The 25,232-nt window shown below is 60.8% G+C and carries 17 protein-coding genes and 1 pseudogene; 13 read left to right on the forward strand and 5 right to left on the reverse strand.

Features of this window, described 5'->3' with window-relative positions; translation table 11 throughout:
• Positions 1-325: 325 nt before the first annotated feature.
• The gene (gene acnA, locus ACA058_RS08910) at positions 326-3,067 is read right to left on the reverse strand and encodes an aconitate hydratase AcnA (RefSeq protein ID WP_497638747.1); all 2,742 of its coding nucleotides are present in this window, start codon (positions 3,065-3,067) and stop codon (positions 326-328) included.
• 222 nt (positions 3,068-3,289) lie between these two features.
• Between acnA and rlmM the strand changes: the two genes are divergently transcribed.
• Complete coding sequence (gene rlmM / locus ACA058_RS08915; RefSeq protein ID WP_497638748.1) at positions 3,290-4,363, forward strand: 23S rRNA (cytidine(2498)-2'-O)-methyltransferase RlmM; 1,074 nt, start codon at positions 3,290-3,292, stop codon at positions 4,361-4,363.
• A 190-nt stretch (positions 4,364-4,553) separates the two neighbouring features.
• The gene (gene tusA / locus ACA058_RS08920) at positions 4,554-4,805 is read left to right on the forward strand and encodes a sulfurtransferase TusA (RefSeq protein ID WP_056857100.1); all 252 of its coding nucleotides are present in this window, start codon (positions 4,554-4,556) and stop codon (positions 4,803-4,805) included.
• A 248-nt stretch (positions 4,806-5,053) separates the two neighbouring features.
• Here the strand turns inward: tusA and ACA058_RS08925 are convergent, their stop codons facing one another.
• Positions 5,054-6,463 carry an MATE family efflux transporter gene (locus ACA058_RS08925; RefSeq protein WP_497638749.1) on the reverse strand — a complete coding sequence of 470 codons (1,410 nt, stop codon included), beginning with the start codon at positions 6,461-6,463 and terminating at the stop codon, positions 5,054-5,056.
• Positions 6,464-6,752: 289 nt separating this feature from the next.
• On the opposite strand from ACA058_RS08925, the gene pdxB reads away from it, so the two are divergent.
• A complete protein-coding gene (gene pdxB / locus ACA058_RS08930) occupies positions 6,753-7,895 on the forward strand; it encodes a 4-phosphoerythronate dehydrogenase PdxB (RefSeq protein ID WP_497638750.1) in 1,143 nt (380 codons plus the stop codon).
• Positions 7,896-7,954: 59 nt separating this feature from the next.
• On the opposite strand, the gene ACA058_RS08935 is transcribed toward pdxB, so the two are convergent.
• The gene (locus ACA058_RS08935; RefSeq protein WP_497638751.1) at positions 7,955-8,134 is read right to left on the reverse strand and encodes a PA1571 family protein; all 180 of its coding nucleotides are present in this window, start codon (positions 8,132-8,134) and stop codon (positions 7,955-7,957) included.
• A gap of 259 nt (positions 8,135-8,393) precedes the next feature.
• Between ACA058_RS08935 and ACA058_RS08940 the strand changes: the two genes are divergently transcribed.
• From ACA058_RS08940 to ACA058_RS08950, 3 genes are all read left to right on the forward strand, one after another.
• Positions 8,394-10,160, forward strand: a complete 1,767-nt coding sequence (locus ACA058_RS08940) for an ABC transporter transmembrane domain-containing protein (RefSeq protein ID WP_497638752.1) — start codon at positions 8,394-8,396, stop codon at positions 10,158-10,160.
• Between the two features lie 67 nt (positions 10,161-10,227).
• Positions 10,228-11,280 (forward strand): Fic family protein, encoded by a 1,053-nt coding sequence (locus ACA058_RS08945; protein WP_497639888.1) that lies wholly within the window; start codon positions 10,228-10,230, stop codon positions 11,278-11,280.
• 741 nt (positions 11,281-12,021) lie between these two features.
• Positions 12,022-12,480, forward strand: coding sequence for an REP-associated tyrosine transposase (locus ACA058_RS08950; protein WP_497638753.1), 459 nt, complete (start codon positions 12,022-12,024; stop codon positions 12,478-12,480).
• Between the two features lie 148 nt (positions 12,481-12,628).
• Here the strand turns inward: ACA058_RS08950 and ACA058_RS08955 are convergent, their stop codons facing one another.
• Positions 12,629-14,557: a transglycosylase SLT domain-containing protein gene (locus ACA058_RS08955; RefSeq protein ID WP_497638754.1), complete on the reverse strand. Its 1,929-nt coding sequence runs from the start codon at positions 14,555-14,557 to the stop codon at positions 12,629-12,631.
• Between the two features lie 213 nt (positions 14,558-14,770).
• On the opposite strand from ACA058_RS08955, the gene ACA058_RS08960 reads away from it, so the two are divergent.
• Positions 14,771-16,690 carry an ATP-binding cassette domain-containing protein gene (locus ACA058_RS08960; RefSeq protein ID WP_497638755.1) on the forward strand — a complete coding sequence of 640 codons (1,920 nt, stop codon included), beginning with the start codon at positions 14,771-14,773 and terminating at the stop codon, positions 16,688-16,690.
• Positions 16,691-16,876: 186 nt separating this feature from the next.
• Here ACA058_RS08960 and ACA058_RS08965 read toward each other — a convergent pair whose 3' ends face one another.
• On the reverse strand, positions 16,877-17,317 hold the full coding sequence (locus ACA058_RS08965; protein ID WP_497638756.1) for a universal stress protein: 441 nt from the start codon (positions 17,315-17,317) through the stop codon (positions 16,877-16,879).
• A 104-nt stretch (positions 17,318-17,421) separates the two neighbouring features.
• Here ACA058_RS08965 and ACA058_RS08970 point away from each other — a divergent pair, with 104 nt between their 5' ends.
• The 6 genes and pseudogenes from ACA058_RS08970 (at position 17,422) to topA (ending at position 24,937) form a co-directional block, all read left to right on the forward strand.
• Complete coding sequence (locus ACA058_RS08970; RefSeq protein ID WP_497638757.1) at positions 17,422-17,859, forward strand: hypothetical protein; 438 nt, start codon at positions 17,422-17,424, stop codon at positions 17,857-17,859.
• A 33-nt stretch (positions 17,860-17,892) separates the two neighbouring features.
• Positions 17,893-17,970: pseudogene (locus ACA058_RS08975) on the forward strand (outer membrane lipoprotein carrier protein LolA); the annotation flags it as partial.
• A 534-nt stretch (positions 17,971-18,504) separates the two neighbouring features.
• Positions 18,505-20,652: a fatty acid oxidation complex subunit alpha FadB gene (gene fadB, locus ACA058_RS08980; RefSeq protein WP_497638758.1), complete on the forward strand. Its 2,148-nt coding sequence runs from the start codon at positions 18,505-18,507 to the stop codon at positions 20,650-20,652.
• A gap of 32 nt (positions 20,653-20,684) precedes the next feature.
• Complete coding sequence (gene fadA, locus ACA058_RS08985) at positions 20,685-21,860, forward strand: acetyl-CoA C-acyltransferase FadA (protein WP_497638759.1); 1,176 nt, start codon at positions 20,685-20,687, stop codon at positions 21,858-21,860.
• Positions 21,861-21,958: 98 nt separating this feature from the next.
• The gene (locus ACA058_RS08990; protein ID WP_497638760.1) at positions 21,959-22,195 is read left to right on the forward strand and encodes a DUF1653 domain-containing protein; all 237 of its coding nucleotides are present in this window, start codon (positions 21,959-21,961) and stop codon (positions 22,193-22,195) included.
• A gap of 114 nt (positions 22,196-22,309) precedes the next feature.
• Positions 22,310-24,937 carry a type I DNA topoisomerase gene (topA, locus tag ACA058_RS08995; protein WP_497638761.1) on the forward strand — a complete coding sequence of 876 codons (2,628 nt, stop codon included), beginning with the start codon at positions 22,310-22,312 and terminating at the stop codon, positions 24,935-24,937.
• Positions 24,938-25,232 lie beyond the last annotated feature (295 nt).

The raw sequence follows: 25,232 nt of genomic DNA on the forward strand, positions 1-25,232 counted from the left end.
CGAGTGACTGGTTGGCTGCCGCCTTCGCGGGCAAGCCTCGCTCCTACAGTAGATCGAGTGCATCTGCGAGAAGCTCCCACAGTGGATCGGGTACATTCGGGAGTGACTGGTTGGCTGTCAGGCCGCCATCGCTGCGATGCGGAGACCCGACAAGCCAGCCCCCACAGTGTGGACCGGGTGCATCCGGGAGTTAGTGGTTGGGTGTAAGGGCGCCTTCGCCGGCAAGCCTGGCCTCCTACAAGGGTGGGGGGCAGGGTGTGAGGGGGCGTCAGGCGCCGTTACCGAAGCAACGGCGCCTGATGCACCAACACTTACAGTCCCGCGCTTACGACGCAATCAATTGCCGCAGCACGTAATGCAAGATCCCCCCCGACTTGAAGTATTCCACCTCATTGAGCGTATCAATCCGGCACAACACTTCGATTTTTTCCCGGCTGCCGTTTTCCCGAGTGATGACCAGCGTCAGGTTCATCCGCGGTGTCAGTTCGGCGCCGGTCAGGCCGAGGATGTCCAGGGTTTCCCGGCCGGTCAGGTTCAGGCTCTTGCGGTTCTGGTCGAGCTTGAACTGCAGCGGCAGCACGCCCATGCCCACCAGGTTGGAGCGGTGGATGCGCTCGAAGCTTTCGGCAATGACGGCCTTGATCCCCAGCAGGTTGGTGCCCTTGGCTGCCCAGTCGCGGCTTGAGCCGGTGCCGTATTCCTGGCCGGCGATCACCACCAGCGGGGTGCCGGAGGCTTGATAGCGCATGGCGGCATCGTAGATCGCCAGTTTCTCGCCGGTGGGGATGTAGTAGGTGTTGCCGCCTTCTTCGCCGCTGAGCATTTCGTTGCGAATGCGGATGTTGGCGAAGGTGCCGCGCATCATCACTTGGTGGTTGCCGCGGCGTGAGCCGTAGGAGTTGAAGTCTCGCGGCTCCACGCCTTTCTCGCGCAGGTAGTGCCCTGCCGGGCTGTCGGCCTTGATATTGCCGGCGGGGGAGATGTGGTCGGTGGTCACCGAGTCGCCGAGCAGGGCGAGGATGCGCGCGCCGCTGATGTCCTTGACCACCGGTGGCGGGCCGCCGATGTCGTCGAAGAACGGTGGATGCTGGATGTAGGTCGAATCGTCCTGCCAGATGTAGGTGGCGGCTTGCGGTACTTTGATGGCTTGCCATTGTTCGTCGCCGGCAAACACTTCGGCGTATTCCTTGTGGAACATGGCGGTGTTGACCCGTTCGACCGCCTCGGCGATTTCCTGGCTGCTGGGCCAGATGTCCCGCAGGTAGACCAGCTTGCCGTTCTGGTCTTCGCCCAGGGGTTCGCGGCTGAGGTCGATGCGTACGGTGCCGGCCAGGGCATAGGCGACTACCAGCGGCGGCGAGGCCAGCCAGTTGGTTTTCACCAGCGGATGGACCCGGCCCTCGAAGTTGCGGTTGCCCGACAGCACCGAGGCCACGGTCAGGTCGGCCTTCTGGATGGCTTTTTCGATGGGCTCCGGCAGTGGCCCGGAGTTGCCGATGCAGGTGGTGCAGCCATAACCGACCAGGGCAAAACCCAAGGCGTCGAGGTACTGCGTCAAGTCGGCCGCCTTGTAGTAGTCGGTGACCACTTTCGAGCCTGGGGCCAGCGAGCTTTTTACCCAGGGTTTGCGGCGCAGGCCTTTTTCCACGGCTTTTTTCGCCACCAGCCCGGCCGCCATCATCACGCTCGGGTTGGAGGTGTTGGTGCAGGAGGTGATGGCGGCGATCACCACCGCGCCGTTTTTCAGGCGAATCGTCTGGCCTTCGAATTCGTAGTCCACTTCACCGGCCATGTCCGCATTGCCCACCGCCACACCACCGCCGCCTTCGCTTTCCAGGCGGCCTTCTTCCTTGCTGGTGGGTTTGAGTTGCAGGCCGACGAAGTCGCTGAAGGCTTGCGCGACATCTGGCAGCGAGACGCGGTCTTGCGGGCGCTTAGGGCCGGCGAGGCTGGCTTCGACGCTGGCCAGGTCCAGGGCCAGGCTGTCGGTGAATTGCGGTTCCTTGCCCGGCAGGCGCCACAGGCCTTGCGCCTTGCTGTAGGCCTCGACCAGTTTGACCGTGGCGTCGGGGCGACCGGACAGGCGCAGATAGTCCAGGGTCACGTCGTCCACCGGGAAGAAGCCGCAGGTGGCGCCGTACTCCGGCGCCATGTTGGCGATGGTCGCGCGGTCGGCCAAGGACAGGTCGGCGAGGCCGTCGCCATAGAACTCGACGAATTTGCCGACCACGCCTTTCTTGCGCAGCATCTGGGTGACGGTCAGCACCAGATCGGTGGCGGTGATGCCTTCCTTGAGTTTGCCGGTGAGTTTAAAACCGATCACTTCGGGAATCAGCATCGACACCGGTTGGCCGAGCATCGCCGCTTCGGCTTCGATCCCGCCGACGCCCCAGCCGAGTACGCCGAGGCCGTTGATCATGGTGGTGTGGGAGTCGGTGCCGACCAGGGTGTCGGGGAAGGCGTAGGTGCGGCCGTCTTCGTCCTTGGTCCAGACGGTGCGGCCGAGGTATTCCAGGTTGACCTGGTGGCAGATGCCGGTGCCCGGCGGCACCACGCTGAAGTTGTCGAAGGCGCTCTGGCCCCAGCGCAGGAAGGCGTATCGCTCGCCGTTGCGCTGCATTTCGATGTCGACGTTCTGTTCGAAGGCGCTGCTGGTGGCGAACTTGTCGACCATCACCGAGTGGTCGATCACCAGGTCCACCGGGGACAGCGGGTTGATTCGCTGCGGGTCGCCGCCGGCCTTGGCCATCGCGGCACGCATGGCGGCCAGGTCAACCACGGCGGGCACGCCGGTGAAGTCCTGCATCAGGACCCGCGCCGGGCGGTACTGGATTTCGCGGTCGGAGCGGCGCTCCTTGAGCCAGGCGGCAATGGCCTTGAGGTCGGCGCCGGTGACGGTTTTGGCGTCTTCCCAGCGCAGCAGGTTTTCCAGCAGCACTTTGAGCGACATGGGCAGCGCGTCCAGGTCGCCGAGGCTTCTGGCGGCCTCCGGCAGGCTGTAGTAGTGGTAAAGCTTGTCGTCGACTTGCAGGGTTTTGAGGGTCTTCAGGCTATCGAGGGACGGCATTACGATCACTCCTTTGAGTCCGCACGGATACGGACTGAGGGAACGGGCAGAGCACTAAACCTAGCCCTGTTTCAAGTAGCTGGCTAATAACCGGACTCTATGGGCAAGTCCGAGGTTGCGAAGTCGGCTATCATGCGCCGGTTTTCGTGACAGGCTTTGCGCCAGCGCAAGTCTGGGCATCGCGCAGTGGTTGAATGTCTCGCCATCTGCCCAGGAGTAAGAATGAACACCCTTTTTATGCATTGCCGGCCGGGCTTCGAAGGTGAAGTCTGCTCCGAGATTTCCGACCTCGCCGCACAACTGAACGTGGCCGGTTATGCCAAGGCCAAGGCGGCCAGCGCCTGCGCCGAGTTTGTCTGCACCGAAGAAGACGGCGCCGAGCGCCTGATGCGGGGGCAGCGTTTTGCCAATCTGATCTTCCCGCGGCAGTGGGCCCGGGGGATCTTCATCGACCTGCCGGAAAGCGATCGCATCAGCGTGATCCTCGCGCACCTGGCGGGTTTTCCGACCTGCGGCAGCCTGTGGCTGGAAGTGGTCGACACCAATGATGGCAAGGAGCTATCGAACTTCTGCAAGAAATTCGAAGGCCCGCTGCGCAAGGCGCTGACCGGCGCCGGCAAGCTGGTGGACGATGCGAGCAAGCCGCGTTTGTTGCTGACGTTCAAGAGTGGCCGTGAAGTGTTCGTCGGCCTGGCGGAGTCGAACAACTCGGCGATGTGGCCGATGGGCATTCCGCGTCTGAAATTCCCGCGCGAGGCGCCGAGCCGTTCGACCTTGAAGCTCGAAGAGGCCTGGCACCATTTCATCCCGCGGGACCTGTGGGACGAGCGCCTGCACAGTGACATGACCGGTGTCGACCTGGGTGCTGCGCCCGGCGGCTGGACCTGGCAGTTGGTCAACCGCGGCATGCTGGTGACCGCCATCGATAATGGCCCGATGGCTGAAAGTCTGATGGACACCGGCCTGGTGCAGCATTTGATGGCCGACGGTTTCACCTTCAAGCCCAAGCAGCCGGTGGACTGGATGGTTTGCGACATCGTCGAGAAACCGGCACGCAACGCGGCGATGCTGGAGGAGTGGATCGGCGAGGGGCATTGCCGCGAGGCGGTGGTCAACCTCAAGCTGCCGATGAAACAGCGCTACGCCGAAGTGAAGCGCTTGCTCGAGCGCATCGCCGATGGTTTCAAGGCGCGGGGGATTCGGGTGGAGATAGGCTGCAAGCAGCTGTATCACGACCGTGAAGAAGTGACCTGCCATTTGCGCCGGCTGGACGTGAAGAAACCCAAGTCCCGCTAGCAACCCGGCTCCCTGTAGGAGCGAGCATGCTCGCGATGGTCGTCAACGATTACGCGGGGTGCCTGATGCCCCGCGGCGCCCTCGGGTTTTTCGCGAGCATGCTCGCTCCTACAGGGGGGGCGGCGTAATGCCACAGATGACCGAACACCCGGCAATGCGCGACAATGCCGGCAAGTTTCAGGAGTGAATCATGAGTGAAATGCTTGATACGCCGGTAGACGGCACCCTCGACGCCACCGGCCTCAATTGCCCGGAGCCGGTGATGATGCTGCACCAGCACATCCGTGACCTGGTGCCTGGCGGCCTGCTCAAGGTGATCGCCACCGATCCGTCGACCCGCCGTGACATCCCCAAGTTCTGCGTATTTCTCGACCATGAGCTGGTGGGGCAGCATGAAGATGCTGGCACTTATCTGTACTGGATTCGCAAGAAGTCCGTTTGATCGATGTCGAAACAAAGGCCTGCATTGCAGTAATGCTGTTCACTTAAGCGTGGTGCCCCACATTGTGGCGAGGGGATTTATCCCCGTTCGGCTGCGAAGCAGTCGTAGTTCAGAACAACTCGGTCAGTTTGAATGGACGCTGAGGGCCGCTTCGCGACCCAACGGGGATAAATCCCCTCGCCACAAATTTCTTGCTTGCCTGAAAATTGTCTTAAGTGAACAGCATTATGCATTTGCAGGCATTTTTTTTACGCGGTTGAGTGACTGATGCGAATCCGCTTGCGTGCGCTGCGCGTCAGGCGGATCGACAGCATCAGCGCCGCGCAGCTCAGGCCGACGATCAGGCCCTGCCACAGGCCGCTCGGGCCGCTTGGCGTGCCAAACCAGTCGGTCAGGCCGAGGGCGTAGCCCACCGGCAGGCCGATGCCCCAGTACGCGAACAGCGTCAGGATCATCGTCACCCGGGTGTCCTGATAGCCGCGCAACGCACCGGCCGCGGTGACTTGGATCGCATCGGAAAACTGGAACAGCGCCGAATACACAATCAACATCGCCGCCACTTTGATCACCGTCGGGTCCGCCGTGTAGATCGTTGCGATGTGCTCGCGCAGCAACAGCATCATGCTCGCCGAGAGACAGGCGTACGCCAGCGCCGTGCCCATGCCGACGCCCGCGGCGAAGCGCGCTTCACGGGGTTGCTCGCGCCCCAGCGCCTGGCCGACCCGCACGGTCACGGCCATGCCCAGGGAGTAGGGGATCATGAACACCAGCGAGCTGAAGTTCAGGGCGATCTGGTGCCCGGCGACCACGGTGGCGCCGAGGCTGCCGATCAACAGGGCGATCACCGCGAAGATGCTCGACTCGGCGAACACGGCAATGCCGATGGGCAGGCCGATGCCCAGCAGGCGCTTGATCACCGACCATTGCGGCCAGTCGAAACGGCTGAACAGCTGGCTCGATTGATATGCCGGCGCCCAGCGCTCCCAACCGGCCATGCCCAGGGCCATCACCCACATCACGATCGCCGTGGCCCAGCCGCAACCGACGCCACCCATGGCCGGCACGCCGAAGTGCCCATAGATGAACACGTAGTTCAGGGGAATGTTCAGCGCCAGGCCGCACAGGCCCAGGACCATCGCCGGTCGGGTGCGACCCAGGCCATCACTGAAGCAGCGCAGCACATGGTAGAGCGCGACCGCGGGCAGGCCGCTGGCGATGCCGTGCAGGTACTGCATGCAGGGGCCGATCAGTTCGGGATCGACCTTCATCACGCGCAAGATCGGTTCGGCGCACAGCAGCATGCCGGTCGCCATCAGGCCCACCACCAAGGCCAGCCACAGCGCCTGACGCACGATCGGACCGATCTCGCTGTGGGTGCCGGCACCGAAGCGCTGGGCGACTTTCGGCGTGGTGGCCAGCAGGGTGCCGGTCATCAGCAGGAACACTGGCACCCAGATCGAGTTGCCCAGCGCCACCGCCGCCAGGTCGCGCGGCCCGACCCGACCGGCCATCACCGCATCGACGAAGCCCATTGCTGTGGTGGCCAGCTGCGCGATCATGATCGGCAAGGCCAGGCCGAGCAGGTTTTTCAGCTCGAGGCGAACCCGGGCGGGGCGGGAGAGGGAAGGGCTGGCAGTGTGGTCAATCACGGAGTTCAAGGGCAAAACGTCCAAAGTTTTTTGATGCGCGGGTGCGCATTCTACGCGTTGACGCAGCGGTCAGGAAAAGACTGTGTTGGGGATTTGTAATCCCGCCCCCCTTTTCCCTTTGTGGGAGCGAGCCTGCTCGCGATGGACGTCAACGATGACGCTGGAAGCCTGACACCCCCGCGGCGTTCTCGGGTTCATCGCGAGCATGCTCGCTCCTACAGCCTACAACCCACAAGATGCGTGCTAGGCGTCGGGCCACGTCTACGCCTACACTGCCGATCCGCCAAAGGAGCCTGACATGCTGATTGTTGCCGACGAAAATATCCCCCTGCTCGACGCCTTCTTCCAAACGTTCGGTGAAATCCGCCGGGTGCCAGGGCGTTCCATCGACCGCGCCACCGTCGAACAGGCCGATGTGCTGCTGGTGCGTTCGGTCACCCGCGTCGACCGTGCGTTGCTCGAAGGCAGCAAGGTGCGCTTTGTCGGCACCTGCACCATCGGCACCGATCACCTGGACCTGGAATACTTTCAGCAGGCCGGCATCACCTGGTCCAGCGCGCCGGGCTGCAACGCCCGGGGCGTGGTCGACTACGTGCTTGGCAGCCTGCTGACCCTGGCTGAAATCGAAGGCGCCGACCTGACCCAGCGCACCTACGGCGTGGTCGGTGCCGGTGAGGTGGGTGGTCGACTGGTCAAGGTCCTGCAGGGCCTGGGCTGGAAGGTCCTGGTCTGCGATCCGCCACGCCAGGCCGCTGAAGGGGGCGATTACGTCAGCCTTGAGCAGATCATCGAGCAGTGCGACGTCATCAGCCTGCACACCCCGCTGACCCGGCAGGGTGCCCAGCCGACCTGGCACCTGTTCGATCAGCGCCGCCTGAACCGGCTCAAGCCCGGCACCTGGCTGATCAACGCCAGCCGTGGCCCGGTGGTGGACAACAGCGCCCTGCGTGAGGTGCTGCTGCAGCGCGAAGACCTGCAGGCGGTACTCGATGTCTGGGAGGGCGAGCCCGAAGTCGATGTGGCCCTGGCCGAACTCTGCGTGCTGGCCACGCCGCACATTGCCGGGTACAGCCTCGATGGCAGGCAGCGCGGAACTGCGCAGATCTATCAGGCGTACTGCGAGTTCCTCGGGCAAGCGCCCCAGATCAGCCTGAACGACTTGCTGCCGGCGCCCTGGCTGTCGCAGGTGACCTTGAGTGCTGACACCGATCCGGCCTGGGCCCTGGCGATGTTGTGCCGTGGCGTGTACGACCCGCGCCGTGACGATGCTGATTTTCGCCGTAGCCTTGTGGGCAGTGTGAAGGAGCAGCGTGCGGCGTTCGATGTGTTGCGCAAGCAGTATGCGTCGCGACGGGAGATCGACGGGTTGCAGGTGAGGATCGATAGGGATGCGCCGGTGTTGCAGCAGATCGTTGCGGCGCTTGGCGCGACGGCTATCTGAAGATCAGGCATTAAAAAACCCGGCCCTCAAGGGCCGGGTCAATGAAGACGGTGGTTACATCACTTTTGTTCGGCAGGCTTGACCAATCGCTTCTCCAGTTCGCTGCACGCTTTCTGGATCATGTTTTCAGTGATCGGTACTTCGCGGCCCTGTTCATCGATTATCGAGCACCCCAGAGACTGGTCTGGCTGCGTGCGAATCACTTCAATCTTGTCATCGCTGCGGTTTTGCAAGGACATTGCCTGTCTCCTCATCAGGTTGTGTGCCTAGTTTAGAACCGTCAGGTGACCAGGCTGTGACAACTCCCTGCGATCGCTCCTGAACGGCACCGCCAGTCGACCAGAAATAGCCCGACCTGGCTACCGCAACTTTAGACCAATAATGTCTAGGTACTAGACTGCACGGTCATAATTAACCTGACTCATTCTGATTCAGCCGTTGCACCTTATTGGTCGGTGTACGCTGGTCCTATCAATGGCTCCGTTGTGGATGATGCAAATGCTCACTGTTCGTCACCGTCGTGCGATTCGCCTGGCCAGTCGTTTCATCGCCCCTTATCGCTGGCAAGCGCTGGGTGCCCTGTTCGCCCTGGTCGTCACGGCGGGCATTACCTTGTCCATGGGGCAGGGCATTCGCCTGCTGGTGGACCAGGGGTTCATGACCCAGTCGCCGCATTTGCTTAACCAGTCCATCGGTTTGTTCATGCTGCTGGTGATCGGCCTGGCGCTCGGCACCTTTGCAAGGTTTTACCTGGTGTCGTGGATCGGCGAGCGTTGCGTCGCCGACATCCGCCGCCGGGTGTTCAATCATCTGATCTACCTGCACCCGGGGTTCTACGAGGACAACCGCAGCTCCGAGATCCAGTCGCGACTAACCGCCGATACCACGCTGCTGCAATCGGTGATCGGCTCCTCCTTGTCACTCTTCTTGCGCAACTTGCTGATGGTGATCGGCGGGATCGTCCTGCTGTTTGTCACCAATCCCAAGCTCACCAGCATCGTGGTGATTGCCTTGCCGCTGGTGATCGCGCCGATCCTGATTTTCGGCCGACGGGTACGCAGCCTGTCGCGCCTGAGCCAGGACCGGATTGCCGATATCGGCAGCTATGTGTCCGAGACCCTGGGCCAGATCAAGACCGTGCAGGCCTACAACCACCAGGCCCAGGATGAACAACGGTTCGCGGTCACCGTGGAAGAGGCGTTCGACACCGCGCGCAAGCGTATTTTCCAGCGGGCCTGGCTGATTACCCTGGTGATCTTGCTGGTGTTGGGCGCCGTCGGCGTGATGCTCTGGGTCGGCGGCATGGACGTGATTGCCGGGCGGATTTCCGCGGGTGAGCTGGCGGCGTTTGTCTTCTACAGCCTGATCGTCGGCAGTGCGTTCGGCACCCTGAGTGAGGTGATCGGCGAGTTGCAACGCGCGGCGGGCGCGGCAGAGCGGATCGCCGAGTTGCTGCGTGCGCAGAACATCATCCAGCCACCGACCACTGGCCTGGTGACCTTGCCCGAGCGGGTGAGGGGGGACCTGGTGTTGCAGGACGTGCGCTTTTGCTACCCCTCGCGCCCCGAAACTTACGCCGTCGACGGCCTGAGCCTGACCATCCAGGCCGGGGAAACTTTGGCGCTGGTCGGGCCGTCCGGGGCCGGCAAATCGACGGTGTATGACCTGTTGCTGCGCTTTTACGACCCAGCCGTTGGGCGCATCCTGCTCGATGGCGTGCCCCTGACCCAACTCGATCCACTGGACCTGCGGCGCTGCTTCGCCCTGGTCTCGCAAACTCCGGCGTTGTTTTTCGGCAGCATCGAAGACAACCTGCGCTACGGCAACCCGACGGCGACCCTGGCCGAAGTCCGGGAGGCGGCAAAAATCGCCTACGCCCACGACTTCATCGAAGCCATGCCCCACGGTTACCAGACGCACCTGGGGGACGGCGGCCTCGGCTTGTCCGGCGGCCAGCGCCAGCGCCTGGCCATCGCCCGCGCGCTGCTGGTGGATGCGCCCATCCTGCTACTGGACGAAGCCACCAGCGCCCTCGACGCCCAAAGCGAACACCTGATCCAGCAGGCATTGCCGAGCCTGATGAAAAACCGCACCACCCTGGTCATCGCCCACCGCCTGGCCACGGTGAAAAATGCCGATCGCATTGCGGTGATGGATCAGGGGAAACTGGTGGCGGTGGGGACGCACCAGTCGCTGATTGCGAACAATGCGTTGTATGCGCGGTTGGCGGCGTTGCAGTTCAGTGATGGGCATGAAGCGGCATGAATCGGGGCTGCTGAATGCTGACGGATTGGGGCATTATGTCGGCCTGAGAATGAGACTGGATGAGGATATGGGCCGCTATCAACCACCGTTGACTCTGACGCCGAAAATCCTGTCGCTGATCGCCGGAATCAGCGAACAGATCGGACAGCTAACGGCGATGGACGAGCGCCTGCAAACGCCTCAGTTACGTCGTAGCAACCGGATTCGAACAATTCAGGCTTCCCTGGCCATCGAGAACAACACCCTTAGCATTGAGCAGGTCACTGCTGTTCTGGCCGGGCAACGGGTATTGGGATTGCCTCGGGAAATCCAGGAGGTGCGCAATGCCTTTGCGGCCTATGAAGCCATGCCTGGTTGGCAACCGGCCAGCCGCGCCGATTTGCTTCGTGCCCATGAGCTGCTGATGGGCGGTTTGATCGACGACTGCGGACAGTTTCGTCGAGCCGGCGTGGGGATCTACCGCGGCGACAGACTGGTCCACATGGCGCCCCCGCCGAGCCCCATTGCGCATTTGATGGATGACTTGCTGGCGTGGCTCGGGGCTTCTGATTGGCACCCACTGATCACTAGCTGTGTGTTTCATTACGAGTTCGAGTTCATTCATCCCTTCGCCGATGGTAATGGGCGCATGGGGCGTCTTTGGCAAACACTGATACTCAGCCAATGGCGGCCGGTGTTGTCTTACCTGCCAGTCGAAGCGGTGGTTCGAGAGCAGCAGGACGCTTATTACGCAGCGTTGTCGACAGCTGATCAGTTAGCCGAATCCACGCCTTTCGTTGAGTTCATGTTGCAGGCATTGAGCGTTGCACTTGCGGAAGCGGCACTCGGTGAGCCAGTAACCGACCTAGTAAACGACCCAGTAACCGACCCAGTAACCGACCCAGTAACCGACCCAGTAGGAAGACTGCTTTCCGTGTTGCATGTAAAAGGCCAGCTTAAAATAAGCGACTTGATGGCTGAGGTGGGTTTGGCGCACAAGGCCACTTTTCGGGCCAACTATCTCAGGCCTGCGTTGGCCGGCTCTCTGATTGAAATGACCGACCCTGAGACGCCAAACAGTCCGGTTCAAAAATACCGATTGACCCAGCTTGGCAAGCAGGCTGTGGCACGATTCCTGTAGGAGCGAGCATGCTCGCGATGGTCGTCAACGATAACGCTGGAAGCCTGACACCCCGCGGCGTACTCGGGTTCATCGCGAGCATGCTCGCTCCTACAAGAGCTTCAAGCCGTTCCTGCGATCAACCACCGGACCACCGTAGGAGCGAGCATGCTCGCGTTGGTCGTCAACGATAACGCTGGGAGCCTCACACCCCGCGGCGTTCTCGGGTTCATCGCGAGCATGCTCGCTCCTACAAGAGCTTCAAGCCGTTCCTGCGATCAACCACCGGACCACCGTAGGAGCGAGCATGCTCGCGATGGTCGTCAACGATAACGCTGGAAGCCTGGCACCCCGCGGCGTACTCGGGTTCATCGCGAGCATGCTCGCTCCTACAAGAGCTTCAAGCCGTTCCTGCGATCAACCACCGGACCACCGTAGGAGCGAGCATGCTCGCGTTGGTCGTCAACGATAACGCTGGAAGCCTCACACCCCGCGGCGTTCTCGGGTTCATCGCGAGCATGCTCGCTCCTACAAGAGCTTCAAGCCGTTCCTGCGATCAACCACCGGACCACCGGTAGGAGCGAGCATGCTCGCGATGGTCGTCAACGATAACGCTGGAAGCCTGGCACCCCGCGGCGTTCTTGGGTTCATTGCAAGCATGCTCGCTCCAGGGTGCAAGACATATTCTGATCCACAGCCGAAGCGACAACCTCCCGCCCCACGCCTACCGTTTCTCTTCCAGCCACCGAAGAGGACAACGGAATGTCAAACACCCCGAAAGCCCACCGCTTACGCACCGGCCGCCACTCGGAATCCGGACGCATCTATCTGCTGACAGCAGTCACCCATGACCGACAACCGCTCTTCCAGGATTTGTATGTTGGTCGCTTGGTAGTGAACGAGTTCAGAAGAGCTCAGGAAACGGGCAACGCAACGTCTATAGCCTGGGTAGTCATGCCGGATCACTTTCATTGGCTGGTTGAATTGCATAACGGTGATCTGCCAAAACTGATGCAAGCCACCAAAGCTCGCTGTGCACGCCTCATCAATTTGAGGCGAGGCCAGTGTGCCCCCGTATGGCAAAAAGGTTACTTCGACCGGGCCCTGCGGCACGAGGAGGATCTAAAAGCCGCGGCCCGGTACATTATCGCCAACCCTCTGCGGGCCGGACTGGTATCTCACGTGGGTGACTACCCGCTATGGGATGCCATCTGGCTGTAATGCACAGCCACTGTAGGAGCGAGCATGCTCGCGATGGTCGTCAACGATAACGCTGGAAGCCTGACACCCCGCGGTGCTCTCGGCTCCATCGCGAGCATGCTCGCTCCTACAGGTGAGAGCGGCTGAAAGAAGCTGGCCAGGCCGCCTGTTATTGGTCGTCGAAATACCGCTCATGCCAATCCACCAGTGGTTGTGGCGAGTTGAGTTTCTGGCCGTAAATTACCGAATACGACAGCACGTTCTGCACGTACTGGCGGGTTTCGTCGAACGGGATGCTTTCCACCCAGACGTCGAAGCTCAGGTGATCGGCACCGCGCAGCCACTGGCGCACGCGGCCCGGGCCTGCGTTGTAGGCGGCGGAAGCGAGGACGCGGTTGCCGTTGAACTGGCTGTGGACCTGGCTCAGGTAGGCCGCGCCGAGCTGGATGTTCTTGTCCGGGTTGAACACTTGCTGCGGCGAGGCCAGCGGAATGCTGAACTTGCGTGCGGTTTCCTTGGCGGTTCCCGGCATCAATTGCATCAAGCCGCTGGCGCCGACGCTGGAGCGGGCATCTTCCATGAAGGCGCTTTCCTGGCGGGTGATAGCAAATACCCAGCTGGAATGCAGGCCGCGGACCTTGGCTTCACGGACCAGGGTTTCGCGGTGGGCCATCGGGAAGCGAATGTCCAGGTCGTCCCAGTACTGTGCCTGGCTGATGGTACGAATCGCCGGGAAATACCATTTCAGGTCGTAGGCCAGTTTTGCCTGGGCGACCATTTCGTCGCGACTGAAGTGGCGGCTGACGTGATACCACTCGCGGCGACCGTCGACGATCTGCCCGCGGGCATGAAACTCCAGGGCGCGACGTATGCCGGGGGTATTGCGCACCTTGTTGATCAGCGCCTGGCTGAGCACCAGCGGTTTGTTGTTCAGCGAATACGGCGACTGCGAACGGTCGGCGGCGAGGAAACCATAGAAATCCCGCTCGCGAGCCAGGCCTTTATAGAGGGTTTGCGCTTCGGGGTTCTGCGGTTGCGCCAGTTCCAGGCTGCGGGCCTGCCAGTAGCGCCAGCGGTTGGTAGTGGCCAGGTCCTGGGGCAGGCGACGAGTCAATTGGTAGGCATCGTCCCAGCGCGCCAGGCGCAGCAACAAACGCATGCGCCATTCAGACACCGTGTTGTCGCGCAGTTCCGGGTCGTATTTGGTCATCATGTCCAGCGCGCGGCTGTCAAAACGTCGCGCCAGGGTCAGCCCGATTTCCCGGGCGATGGCCACTTTTTCATCGCGGGAGAAGTGCATGCTGCTGGCATAACCGTCGAGCAGGCTCATGGCCCTGTCCGGGTCCTGGCGGGCGAGACGGCGCAGGCCGAGGCTGACAATGTCCGACATTGGTTCGTCGGCCGGGGTGAAGCGCGACGGCGAATTGAGCAGCTCCGGCTTCTGGGCCACATCGATCAGCAGGCGGCCACGCGGGGCGAGGGTGGTCAAGCCATTGACCAGGCTGTTGGCCAGTGGGTAGTTGCGCGCCTGGGCGGCAAGCTTGGTGCGTTCCCAGCGCTTCTGCTCGGTCAACTGGCCTTCGGCGGCCCACATGCCGAACAGGGCGTCACACGCCGCCGGTTGCGTTTTGCCGGTCAGCCAAAGCTTGTTGGCGTTGGCATAACCTTCGGTCTTGAGGTTGTGGCTGATCTGGTACTGCGCGTTCAGGCAGTCCAGTTCGGTGAAGTTCATCTTGGGGTCGTAATACTTGACGAACGTTGCCCAGTCGCCGCGTTCGGCCAGCCAGCGCAACCAGCGCAGCTTCATCCAGTTGGCCTGGGGCAGGTCGCCGTGTTCGGCGAGGAACTTCTCGATCTCGGCATTGCTCGCGGTTTTCAGCCGCGCGGTCAGTTCGTCGTAGGCCAGGTACGGCTCCAGCGGATAGTCGGCCAGGGCCTGGCTGTAACGGAAATATGGGCCAGTGTCGCCCTTGGCCAGGGCGCGCTTGGCTTCATCGTAGTACTGGCGTTGGGTGGACAGGTCCACCGCCTGGACGGACTGAACGGCAGCGGCAGAAAGTAAAAAACACGACAAAAGATTGAGAAGGCGACTGCGCATGAGACGTCCGGACAGAAAAAACACGATAAGTGCTGGCGATGCCCACACTGAATTATCCGTAGCTTAGCCTTTTGCCAGCAACGGGCGAAAGCTTTGCCGACCTGTCTGCATCAGTTCGCAACATTTGTCGTGCAGAGTGTTGCCAGGGTGAAATTGCCGGCCTGCTGAGGCCCCGTTTCAGGTAGAATGCGCGCCCGGTTTTTGGAGAAGCTCATGACCCTGCTCAAATTCAGCGATGTGTCCCTTGCTTTCGGCGCTATGCCGTTGTTGGACAAGGTGTCCTGGCAGATCGCCCGTGGAGAGCGGGTGTGCATCATCGGCCGCAACGGCACTGGCAAGTCCAGCATGATGAAGCTCGTCAAGGGCGACCAGAAGCCCGATGACGGCTCGGTTTGGCGCGCACCCGGGCTCAAGATTGGCGAATTGCCGCAAGAATTGCCGGTAGCCGACGAGCGGACAGTGTTCGACGTGGTTGCCGAAGGCCTGGACGGTGTTGGCGCGTTGCTCGCCGAATATCACCACCTGAGCCAGAACATCGTCACCGATGCCGACCTGGACAAGCTGATGCACGTCCAGCACGACCTCGAAGCCCGCGACGGCTGGCGTTTGCAGACCCTGGTCGACAGCACCCTGAGTCGCCTGCAGTTGCCGGCCGACAAGACTCTCGCCGAGTTGTCCGGTGGCTGGCGTCGTCGTGTCCTGCTGGCCCAGGCCCTGGTGTCCGAGCCGGACCTGCTGCTGCTCGACGAACCGACCAACCACCTGGACATCGGTGCAATCGCCTGGCTGGAAGAAGCGCTGAAGGATTTCCAGGGCGCCGTGCTGTTCATCACGCACGACCGTTCCTTCCTGCAGAACCTGGCGACCCGCATCCTGGAACTGGATCGCGGTGGCCTGATCGACTGGAACGGCGACTACGCCAGTTTCCTGGTGCATAAAGAAGCCGAGCTGGCCGCCGAAGCCACCGCCAACGCGCTGTTCGACAAGAAGCTGGCCCAGGAAGAAGTGTGGATTCGCCAGGGCATCAAGGCCCGTCGTACCCGTAACGAAGGTCGCGTGCGTGCCCTGAAAGCCCTGCGCGTTGAGCGTAGCGAGCGTCGTGAGCGCACCGGCAAGGCCAACATTCAGCTGGACACCGCTGACAAGTCGGGCAAGCAGGTGATGGTCCTCGAGAACGTGAGCTTCGCGCACCCGGGCGGCCCGTTCCTGATCAAGGATTTCTCGATGGTGTTGACGCGCGGCGACCGCATCGGCCTGCTCGGCGCCAACGGCACCGGCAAGACCACGCTGCTGAAGTTGATGCTCAGCGGCTTGCAGCCGACCAGTGGCAAGGTGGAAGAGGGGACGAAGATCGACGTCGCCTACTTCGACCAGTTGCGCCACCAGCTGGATCTGGAAAAGACCGTGATCGACAACGTCGCCGAAGGTCGCGACTTCATCGATATCGACGGCCAGAGCCGCCACGTGCTGAGCTACCTCGGCGACTTCCTGTTCAGCCCGCAGCGTGCCCGCACGCCGGTCAAGGCGCTGTCCGGTGGTGAGCGTGCCCGCCTGTTGCTGGCCAAGCTGTTCAGCAAGCCGGCGAACCTGCTGGTGCTCGACGAACCGACCAATGACCTCGACGTGGAAACCCTCGAACTGCTCGAAGAGGTCTTGCTGACCTTCAACGGCACCGTGCTGATGGTCAGCCACGACCGGGCATTCCTCGACAACGTGGTCACCAGCACCCTGGTCTTCGAGGGTGAAGGCAAGGTTCGCGAGTACGTCGGTGGTTATCAGGACTGGCTGCGTCAGGGCGGTTCACCGCGCCTGTTGGGCGTGACCGAGAGCAAATCCGGCAAAGCCGACCTGAACTCCGCTGTGGTCAAGGCCGAGTCTGCGCCTGTTGCGGCGGCGGTCGAAGCGCCGGTGGCGAAGAAGAAGCTCAGCTACAAGGTGCAGCGAGAGCTGGAAGCGTTGCCGGGGCAGATCGAAGCCATGGAACAGCAGATCGTTGCGCTTGAGGGGCAGATGGCTGATGCCGGCTTCTACCTGCGTCCGGCTGCGGAAACCGCTGCGGTGATCGCGCAGCTGGCGCAGTTGCAGGCTGAACTCGACATCATGGTCGAGCGCTGGGCCGAGCTGGATGCCTGATTGATCCTGCAATAAAAAAGCCCGGCTTCACATATGTGAACGCCGGGCTTTTCATATGCAATGCAATACCCCTGTAGGAGCGAGCCTGCTCGCGATGGTCGTCAACGATGACACGGGGAGCCTGACACCCCGTGGCGCTCTCAGGTTCTTCGCGAGCAGGCTCGCTCCTACAGGGGGGCTGTGTTATCAGCTTTTGCTTTGCAGGCGTACTGCAAGCACATCGCAAGGCGCGCCGTGCAGGACGTCGTTGGCGGTGGAGCCCAGCAGCAGTGCCAGGCCATGGCGGCCGTGACTGCCGACCACGATCATGTCGCACCCTTGCTCCTTGGCCAGGTGATGAATTTCCTGGCGTGGCTGGCCGTAGGTCAAGTGGCTGTATTCCCTGGAGAGCTCAGGGTATTTCAGGATCAAACGATCGAGACGCTCCTTGGCCTGGTCGAACTGCTGTTGTTGCAGTTGTGACAGGTCCATTGGCACATCGCCACCAAAGGCCATGGCCATTGGCTCGACGATATGCACCAGGGACAATTTCGCCCCATTGCTCACCGACAGCTCGCGGGCACGGTGGATTACAGGGTCGCACTCTTCGGTTAGATCTACAGCGACCAGAATGTGGTTGTAGGGCATGAGGTGCTCCTCCTGAGGAATGCAATCTTGGTAAGTATGGCTGGTTTCAAGCGCATTGGTTCCAAAGTGGCTCAATGTGCTCATCAAGAATCGGGAGTACAGATATGACGGTCTGGATAGTGGTGTCAATCCTGCTGGTGGTGCTGAGCCCCTTGGCATGGCTGCGACCCTCGCGCCATCAGAGCGGGCGCATGGCCCTGCGCATGGAGGCGCGACGCATTGGCCTGGCCATGCAGCTGGCGCCTCAGGAGTGGCCGCACTGGCTCAGTCAGGAGCCACCAAACCCTTGCGCGCAGTACCATCGACCACGCCGGGGCAATCAACCGGCGTGCTGGAGTTACTGGCAAAAATCACCGGGTCTGTGGGTCAATCAGTGGCAGGAACCCTGCGAAGATCCCGCGCTGCTCAATCATTTCGAAAAGTTGCCAGACAACGTCTACAAGGTCGAGGCCGACAAGCAGATGATCACCCTGTATTGGGGTGAGAAGGGTGAGGTGACCGTTTTGCAAAATATCGATGCCACCCTCAAAGCGCTGGCCTGAAACCGATTCCCTGTAGGAGCGAGCCCGCTCGCGATGGTCGTCAACGATGACGTTGGACACCTGACACCCCGCGGCGCTCTCAGGTTCTTCGCGAGCATGCTCGCTCCTACAAGGGTTCATCGCGAGCGATCAAGCGTCGACCGCACTTTTTCGCAGGTAATAAAAAGCCCGACAACGTCATCGGGCGGGGTTGGCCAGGCAGGCCGGTAATTCGGTTTGGGCTGATATTACGCTGGGCATTCGCCAAAAGCGTTCAATTTATTCCCCAGGTTCCGCCAGCGTAGCCGGTCAGGCACAGATTGCCGCGAATTAGGGCGAATTTTCTAATGATTGATCCTATGAATGGCTGCTCATGCAACAGCTGTTGCAGGCCTTCGTCTTACAGAAATGACCGAAAAGTCATATTTCAACCCGCATTTTGGGCGATTGACAATTGTCGGAAATTCCGTGAAGGTGGCGTACCCCAAATCAAACGGGCGTATGAATTGAGCGTTTGTCTTACAAACCGCTCCTACAGAATCCCGACTATCGCGTTGGCGGGTGTGCCGGGTGGATAGGCGTAGCATTGACGATAGACGTCCCTGCCAGCCATCCGCCTGCGTCCGACGTGTACTGTTCAGCTTCCATATCGTGGAGATCCAGTTGATGATTTACGAAGGTAAAGCCATCACGGTTAAGGCTCTTGAAAGTGGCATCGTCGAACTGAAGTTCGACCTCAAGGGTGAGTCCGTCAACAAGTTCAACCGTCTAACCCTGAACGAACTGCGTCAGGCCGTGGACGCCATCAAGGCAGATGCTTCGATCAAGGGTGTGATCGTCAGCAGTGGCAAGGACGTATTCATCGTCGGCGCCGACATCACCGAATTCGTCGACAACTTCAAGCTGCCGGATGCAGAGCTTGTGGCTGGCAACCTCGAAGCCAACAAGATTTTCAGCGATTTCGAAGACCTCAACGTCCCGACTGTCGCCGCGATCAATGGCATCGCGTTGGGTGGCGGTCTGGAAATGTGCCTGGCAGCGGACTACCGCGTCATGTCGACCAAGGCCAAGATCGGTCTGCCGGAAGTCAAGCTGGGCATCTACCCGGGCTTCGGCGGTACCGTTCGTCTGCCGCGCCTGATCGGTACCGACAACGCCATCGAGTGGATTGCCGCCGGCAAGGAAAACCGTCCGGAAGACGCACTGAAAGTCGGTGCCGTCGATGCCGTGGTTGCCCCTGAAAAACTGCAGGATGCCGCCCTGGAACTGATCAAACGCGCCATTTCCGGCGAGTTCGATTACAAGGCCAAGCGCCAGCCGAAGCTTGAAAAACTCAAGCTGAACGCTATCGAACAAATGATGGCTTTCGAAACCGCCAAGGGTTTCGTGGCAGGCCAGGCTGGCCCGAACTACCCGGCCCCGGTCGAAGCGATCAAGACCATCCAGAAAGCCGCGAACTTCGGTCGTGACAAGGCCCTGGAAATCGAAGCTGCCGGTTTCGTCAAACTGGCCAAGACTTCGGCTGCACAGAGCCTGATCGGCCTGTTCCTGAACGATCAGGAACTGAAGAAAAAGGCCAAGGCCTATGACGAAATCGCCAAGGATGTGAAGCAGGCCGCCGTTCTGGGCGCCGGCATCATGGGTGGCGGTATCGCTTATCAGTCGGCTTCCAAAGGCACGCCGATCCTGATGAAGGACATCAACGAGCACGGTATCGAGCAAGGTCTGGCCGAAGCCGCCAAGCTGCTGGTGGGCCGCGTTGACAAGGGCCGCATGACTGCGGCGAAAATGGCTGAAGTGCTCAACGGTATTCGTCCGACCCTGTCCTACGGTGATTTCGGTCACGTGGACCTGGTGGTTGAAGCGGTCGTCGAGAACCCTAAGGTCAAGCAAGCCGTTCTGGCCGAAGTCGAAGACAAGGTCAAAGAGGACACCATCCTCGCCTCGAACACCTCGACCATTTCTATCAGCCTGCTGGCCAAGGCCCTCAAGCGTCCGGAAAACTTCGTCGGCATGCACTTCTTCAACCCGGTGCACATGATGCCGCTGGTGGAAGTGATCCGTGGCGAGAAGTCCAGCGAACTGGCCGTGGCCACCACCGTTGCCTACGCCAAGAAAATGGGCAAGAACCCGATCGTCGTCAACGATTGCCCGGGCTTCCTGGTCAACCGCGTCCTGTTCCCGTACTTCGGCGGTTTCGCCAAGCTGGTCAGCGCCGGTGTGGACTTCGTGCGTATCGACAAGGTCATGGAAAAGTTCGGCTGGCCAATGGGCCCGGCGTACCTGATGGACGTGGTCGGCATCGACACCGGCCACCACGGTCGTGACGTGATGGCAGAAGGCTTCCCGGACCGCATGAAAGACGACCGTCGTTCGGCGATCGACGTGCTCTACGAAGCCAAGCGCCTGGGCCAGAAGAACGGCAAGGGCTTCTACGCCTACGAGACCGACAAGCGCGGCAAGCAGAAGAAGGTCGCCGATCCGTCGGTACTGGAAGTGCTCAAGCCAATCGTCTTTGAACAGCGCGAAGTCACCGACGAAGACATCATCAACTGGATGATGATCCCGCTGTGCCTGGAAACCGTGCGTTGCCTGGAAGACGGCATTGTCGAAACCGCCGCCGAAGCCGACATGGGTCTGGTCTACGGTATCGGTTTCCCTCCATTCCGTGGCGGTGCGCTGCGCTACATCGATTCGATCGGTGTGGCAGAGTTCGTTGCCCTGGCTGACCAGTACGCTGATTTGGGCGCGCTGTACCACCCGACCGCAAAACTGCGTGAAATGGCCAAAACCGGCCAACGGTTCTTCGGTTAAGCGTCCCAACTTTTGAGCGAGAGTGAAATTTTATGAGCTTGAATCCAAGAGACGTCGTGATTGTCGACTTCGGTCGTACTCCGATGGGCCGCTCCAAGGGCGGCATGCACCGCAACACCCGCGCCGAAGACATGTCGGCGTTCCTGATCAGCAAATTGCTGGAACGCAACGTCAAGGTCGACCCGAGCGAAGTCGAAGACGTGATCTGGGGCTGTGTGAACCAGACCCTGGAGCAGGGCTGGAACATCGCGCGCATGGCGTCGCTGATGACCCAGATCCCGCATACCTCGGCCGGCCAGACCGTCAGCCGCCTGTGTGGCTCGTCGATGAGTGCCCTGCACACTGCTGCGCAAGCGATCATGACCGGCAACGGTGACGTTTTCGTGGTTGGTGGCGTCGAGCATATGGGCCACGTGAGCATGATGCACGGTGTCGATCCGAACCCGCACATGTCGCTGTACGCGGCAAAAGCTTCGGGCATGATGGGCCTGACCGCGGAAATGCTGGGCAAGATGCACGGCATCACTCGCGAACAGCAGGACGCTTTCGGCGTGCGCTCCCACCAACTCGCCCACAAGGCGACTTTGGAAGGCAAGTTCAAGGACGAAATCATCCCGATGCAGGGGTATGACGAGAACGGTTTCCTGAAAACCTTCGACTACGACGAAACCATTCGTCCGGAAACCACCCTGGAAAGCCTGGCGGCGTTGAAGCCAGCGTTTAACCCGAAGGGCGGCACCGTGACCGCCGGTACTTCGTCGCAGATCACCGATGGTGCCTCGTGCATGATCGTGATGTCGGCGCAGCGCGCACAGGACCTGGGCATCCAGCCTATGGCGGTGATCCGCTCGATGGCAGTGGCAGGTGTGGACCCGGCAATCATGGGCTATGGTCCAGTACCGGCCACACATAAAGCACTGAAGCGTGCGGGTCTGAGCATCTCCGACATCGACTACTTCGAGCTTAACGAAGCTTTTGCCGCACAGGCCCTGCCAGTGCTGAAAGATCTGAAAGTGCTCGACAAGATGAATGAGAAGGTTAACCTGCACGGCGGCGCGATCGCCCTGGGCCACCCGTTCGGTTGCTCCGGTGCGCGTATCTCCGGCACTTTGCTTAATGTGATGAAGCAAAATGGCGGCAACCTTGGGGTAGCCACCATGTGCATTGGTCTCGGCCAAGGCATCTCCACCGTCTTCGAACGCGTTTAAGCGTTGCGCTGACGGAAGCCGGGGCCAAGTGCCCCGGTTTTTGTTTTTGCGGGTTTTTTTATTTTTTATTTCGAACTGATTTGAGTGAGGGCCGAAGCATGCCGATACAACCTGGGCTCTATCAACATTACAAAGGTCCGCAGTACCGTGTGTTCAGTGTTGCGCGGCATTCGGAAACCGAGGAAGAAGTGGTCTTCTACCAAGCCCTGTATGGCGATTACGGCTTTTGGGTGCGCCCCTTGAGCATGTTCCTGGAGTCGGTCGAAGTTGACGGCGAACAGGTGCCACGCTTTGCTTTGGTGCAAGCCGAACCGAGCCTTTTCAACCAGCCATAAGCTGAGTGCGCGCAAGACTCTGCGCTTGACCTCACCTTGTAGCCACTATATATAGCGGTGCCGCGTCAGGCGCCAACCGCCTTTCACTTTTAGAATTCAGGAATTTTCTGATCCATGGGCAAATCGCTGGTCATTGTGGAATCCCCGGCTAAGGCCAAGACCATCAACAAGTATTTGGGCAACGAATACGTGGTGAAGTCGAGTATCGGCCATATCCGAGACCTGCCCACCAGCGGTTCGGCTAGCGCCAGCAAAGAGCCAGCCGCCAAGCGCGGCAAGGCTGCTGCGGGTGAAGCGCCGGCCTTGTCGCCGAAAGAAAAGGCGCGCAAGCAGCTGGTCGCTCGCATGGGCGTCGATCCCGACCATGGCTGGAAAGCCAAGTACGAGATCCTCCCGGGCAAGGAAAAGGTCATCGAGGAGCTGCGCCGGCTCGCCAAGGATGCTGACACCATCTATCTCGCAACCGACTTGGATCGCGAGGGGGAAGCCATTGCCTGGCACCTGCGCGAAGCCATTGGTGGTGACGACAGCCGCTACAAGCGCGTGGTGTTCAACGAAATCACCAAGAAGGCGATTCAGGAAGCCTTCTCCCGGCCAGGCGAGCTGGACATCGATCGTGTCAACGCCCAGCAGGCGCGTCGTTTCCTCGACCGCGTAGTGGGTTACATGGTTTCGCCGCTGCTGTGGGCCAAGATCGCCCGTGGCCTGTCCGCCGGTCGGGTACAGTCGGTTGCCGTGAAGCTGGTGGTGGAGCGTGAACGCGAAATTCGCGCGTTCATCCCGGAAGAATATTGGGAAGTCCACGCCGACCTCGGCACCGCCAAGGGCGCGACCGTGCGTTTCGACGTCGCTCGCGAGAAAGGCGAAGCCTTCAAGCCGCTCAACGAAGCCCAGGCCATGGCTGCGCTGGAGAAGCTCAAGGCATCCAGCTACAGCATCGTCAAGCGTGAAGACAAGCCGACCAGCAGCAAGCCATCGGCACCGTTCATCACTTCCACCCTGCAGCAGGCCGCGAGCAACCGCCTGGGCTTCGGCGTGAAGAAAACCATGATGATGGCCCAGCGTCTGTACGAAGCCGGCTACATCACTTACATGCGTACCGACTCCACCAACCTCTCGGCCGATGCCGTGGCGATGGCGCGTACCTATATTGAAGGCGAGTTCGGCAAGAAATACCTGCCGGAAACCCCGAACGTCTACAGCAGCAAGGAAGGCGCACAAGAGGCTCACGAAGCGATTCGTCCCTCCGACGCCAACACCGAGCCGAGCAAGCTGTCGGGCATGGAGCGTGATGCAGAGCGGCTGTACGAGCTGATCTGGCGCCAGTTCCTCGCCTGCCAGATGCTGCCGGCGCAATACCTGTCGACCACGGTCACCGTAGGTGCCAGCGACTTCGAGCTGCGCGCCAAGGGCCGTATCCTCAAGTTCGACGGTTACACCCGGGTCATGCCGCAAATCGCCAAGCCGGGCGATGACGACGTGCTGCCGGACATGGCCCAGGGCGATGCGATGAAGCTGATCAAGCTTGATCCGACCCAGCACTTCACCAAGCCGCCGGCACGTTACTCGGAAGCCAGCCTGGTCAAGGAAATGGAAAAACGCGGCATCGGTCGTCCTTCGACCTACGCGGCGATCATTTCGACCATTCAGGACCGCGGCTACGTGGCGCTGCACAACCGTCGCTTCTATTCGGAAAAGATGGGCGACATCGTTACCGAGCGCTTGGCGGAAAGCTTCTCCAACCTGATGGACTACGGCTTCACCGCCGGCATGGAAGAGCACCTCGATGACGTGGCCCAGGGCGAACGCGACTGGAAAAACGTGCTCGACGAGTTCTACGGCGACTTCAAGAAGAAGCTCGAAGTGGCTGAAAGCCCGGACAGCGGCATGCGTGCCAATCAGCCGGTGATGACGAACATCCCATGCACCACGTGCGGGCGTCCGATGCAGATCCGTACCGCGTCGACCGGTGTATTCCTCGGTTGTTCCGGTTACAGCCTGCCGCCGAAAGAGCGCTGCAAGGCGACCGTCAACCTGGTGCCGGGCGATGAAATTGCCGCGGACGACGAGGGTGAATCGGAATCGCTGGTGCTGCGCGGCAAGCACCGCTGCCCGATCTGCAGCACCGCGATGGACGCCTACCTGCTGGACGAGAAGCGCAAGCTGCACATCTGCGGTAACAACCCGGATTGCGACGGCTATGAAATCGAAGAGGGCACCTATCGCATCAAGGGCTATGAAGGTCCGAGCCTGGAATGCGACAAGTGCGGCAGCGAGATGCAGCTCAAGACCGGCCGGTTCGGTAAGTTCTTCGGTTGCACCAACGCGACCTGCAAGAACACCCGCAAACTGCTGAAAAGCGGTGATGCGGCGCCGCCGAAGATGGACCCGGTGAAGATGCCTGAGCTGAAATGCGAAAAGGTCAACGACACCTACATCCTGCGTGACGGTGCGTCGGGCCTGTTCCTGGCCGCGAGCCAGTTCCCGAAAAACCGCGAGACCCGTGCGCCGCTGGTGATCGAGATCGTGCCGCACAAGGATGAGATCGATCCGAAGTACCACTTCCTTTGCGAAGCGCCAAAGAAAGATCCGGATGGCCTGCCTGCAGTGATCCGTTACAGCCGCAAGACCAAGGAGCAGTACGTGCAGACCGAAGTCGACGGTAAGCCGACTGGCTGGAAAGCGTTCTACGATGGTGGCAAGTGGAAGGTCGAGGACAAGCGACCGGCTGCGAAGGCGTAAAAGCTGCCAAACATAAAAAGCCGCATGACGCCCCTCGGGGTTTCATGCGGCTTTTTTGTTTGCGCTGTCTGTAGGATTCCGGCTTGCCGGCGCAGGCGGCCTGACAGCCGACCAATCTCTTGCGGCTGTTCCCGATCAACTGTGGGAGCGAGCCTGCTCGCGATGGCGGCTTGGCAGCCGACCTATTATTTGTTGGCGGAGTACATATCCATTGCTGCGGTAAAGGCCACTTAGGGTTTCGCTTTTACATCTATGGTTACCCCCTTTTCTGCAATACTGTTTTTGATGAGTGGTT

The organism is Pseudomonas sp. LBUM1649 (assembly GCF_059716155.1).

Bases quoted from the DNA above. Each gene is read 5' to 3' on its own strand.
- acnA (WP_497638747.1), bottom strand. From the start codon at position 3,067: ATGCCGTCCCTCGATAGCCTGAAGACCCTCAAAACCCTGCAAGTCGAC.
- rlmM (WP_497638748.1), top strand. From the start codon at position 3,290: ATGAACACCCTTTTTATGCATTGCCGGCCGGGCTTCGAAGGTGAAGTC.
- tusA (WP_056857100.1), top strand. From the start codon at position 4,554: ATGAGTGAAATGCTTGATACGCCGGTAGACGGCACCCTCGACGCCACC.
- pdxB (WP_497638750.1), top strand. From the start codon at position 6,753: ATGCTGATTGTTGCCGACGAAAATATCCCCCTGCTCGACGCCTTCTTC.
- ACA058_RS08935 (WP_497638751.1), bottom strand. From the start codon at position 8,134: ATGTCCTTGCAAAACCGCAGCGATGACAAGATTGAAGTGATTCGCACG.
- ACA058_RS08940 (WP_497638752.1), top strand. From the start codon at position 8,394: ATGCTCACTGTTCGTCACCGTCGTGCGATTCGCCTGGCCAGTCGTTTC.
- ACA058_RS08945 (WP_497639888.1), top strand. From the start codon at position 10,228: ATGGGCCGCTATCAACCACCGTTGACTCTGACGCCGAAAATCCTGTCG.
- ACA058_RS08950 (WP_497638753.1), top strand. From the start codon at position 12,022: ATGTCAAACACCCCGAAAGCCCACCGCTTACGCACCGGCCGCCACTCG.
- ACA058_RS08955 (WP_497638754.1), bottom strand. From the start codon at position 14,557: ATGCGCAGTCGCCTTCTCAATCTTTTGTCGTGTTTTTTACTTTCTGCC.
- ACA058_RS08960 (WP_497638755.1), top strand. From the start codon at position 14,771: ATGACCCTGCTCAAATTCAGCGATGTGTCCCTTGCTTTCGGCGCTATG.
- ACA058_RS08965 (WP_497638756.1), bottom strand. From the start codon at position 17,317: ATGCCCTACAACCACATTCTGGTCGCTGTAGATCTAACCGAAGAGTGC.
- ACA058_RS08970 (WP_497638757.1), top strand. From the start codon at position 17,422: ATGACGGTCTGGATAGTGGTGTCAATCCTGCTGGTGGTGCTGAGCCCC.
- fadB (WP_497638758.1), top strand. From the start codon at position 18,505: ATGATTTACGAAGGTAAAGCCATCACGGTTAAGGCTCTTGAAAGTGGC.
- fadA (WP_497638759.1), top strand. From the start codon at position 20,685: ATGAGCTTGAATCCAAGAGACGTCGTGATTGTCGACTTCGGTCGTACT.
- ACA058_RS08990 (WP_497638760.1), top strand. From the start codon at position 21,959: ATGCCGATACAACCTGGGCTCTATCAACATTACAAAGGTCCGCAGTAC.
- topA (WP_497638761.1), top strand. From the start codon at position 22,310: ATGGGCAAATCGCTGGTCATTGTGGAATCCCCGGCTAAGGCCAAGACC.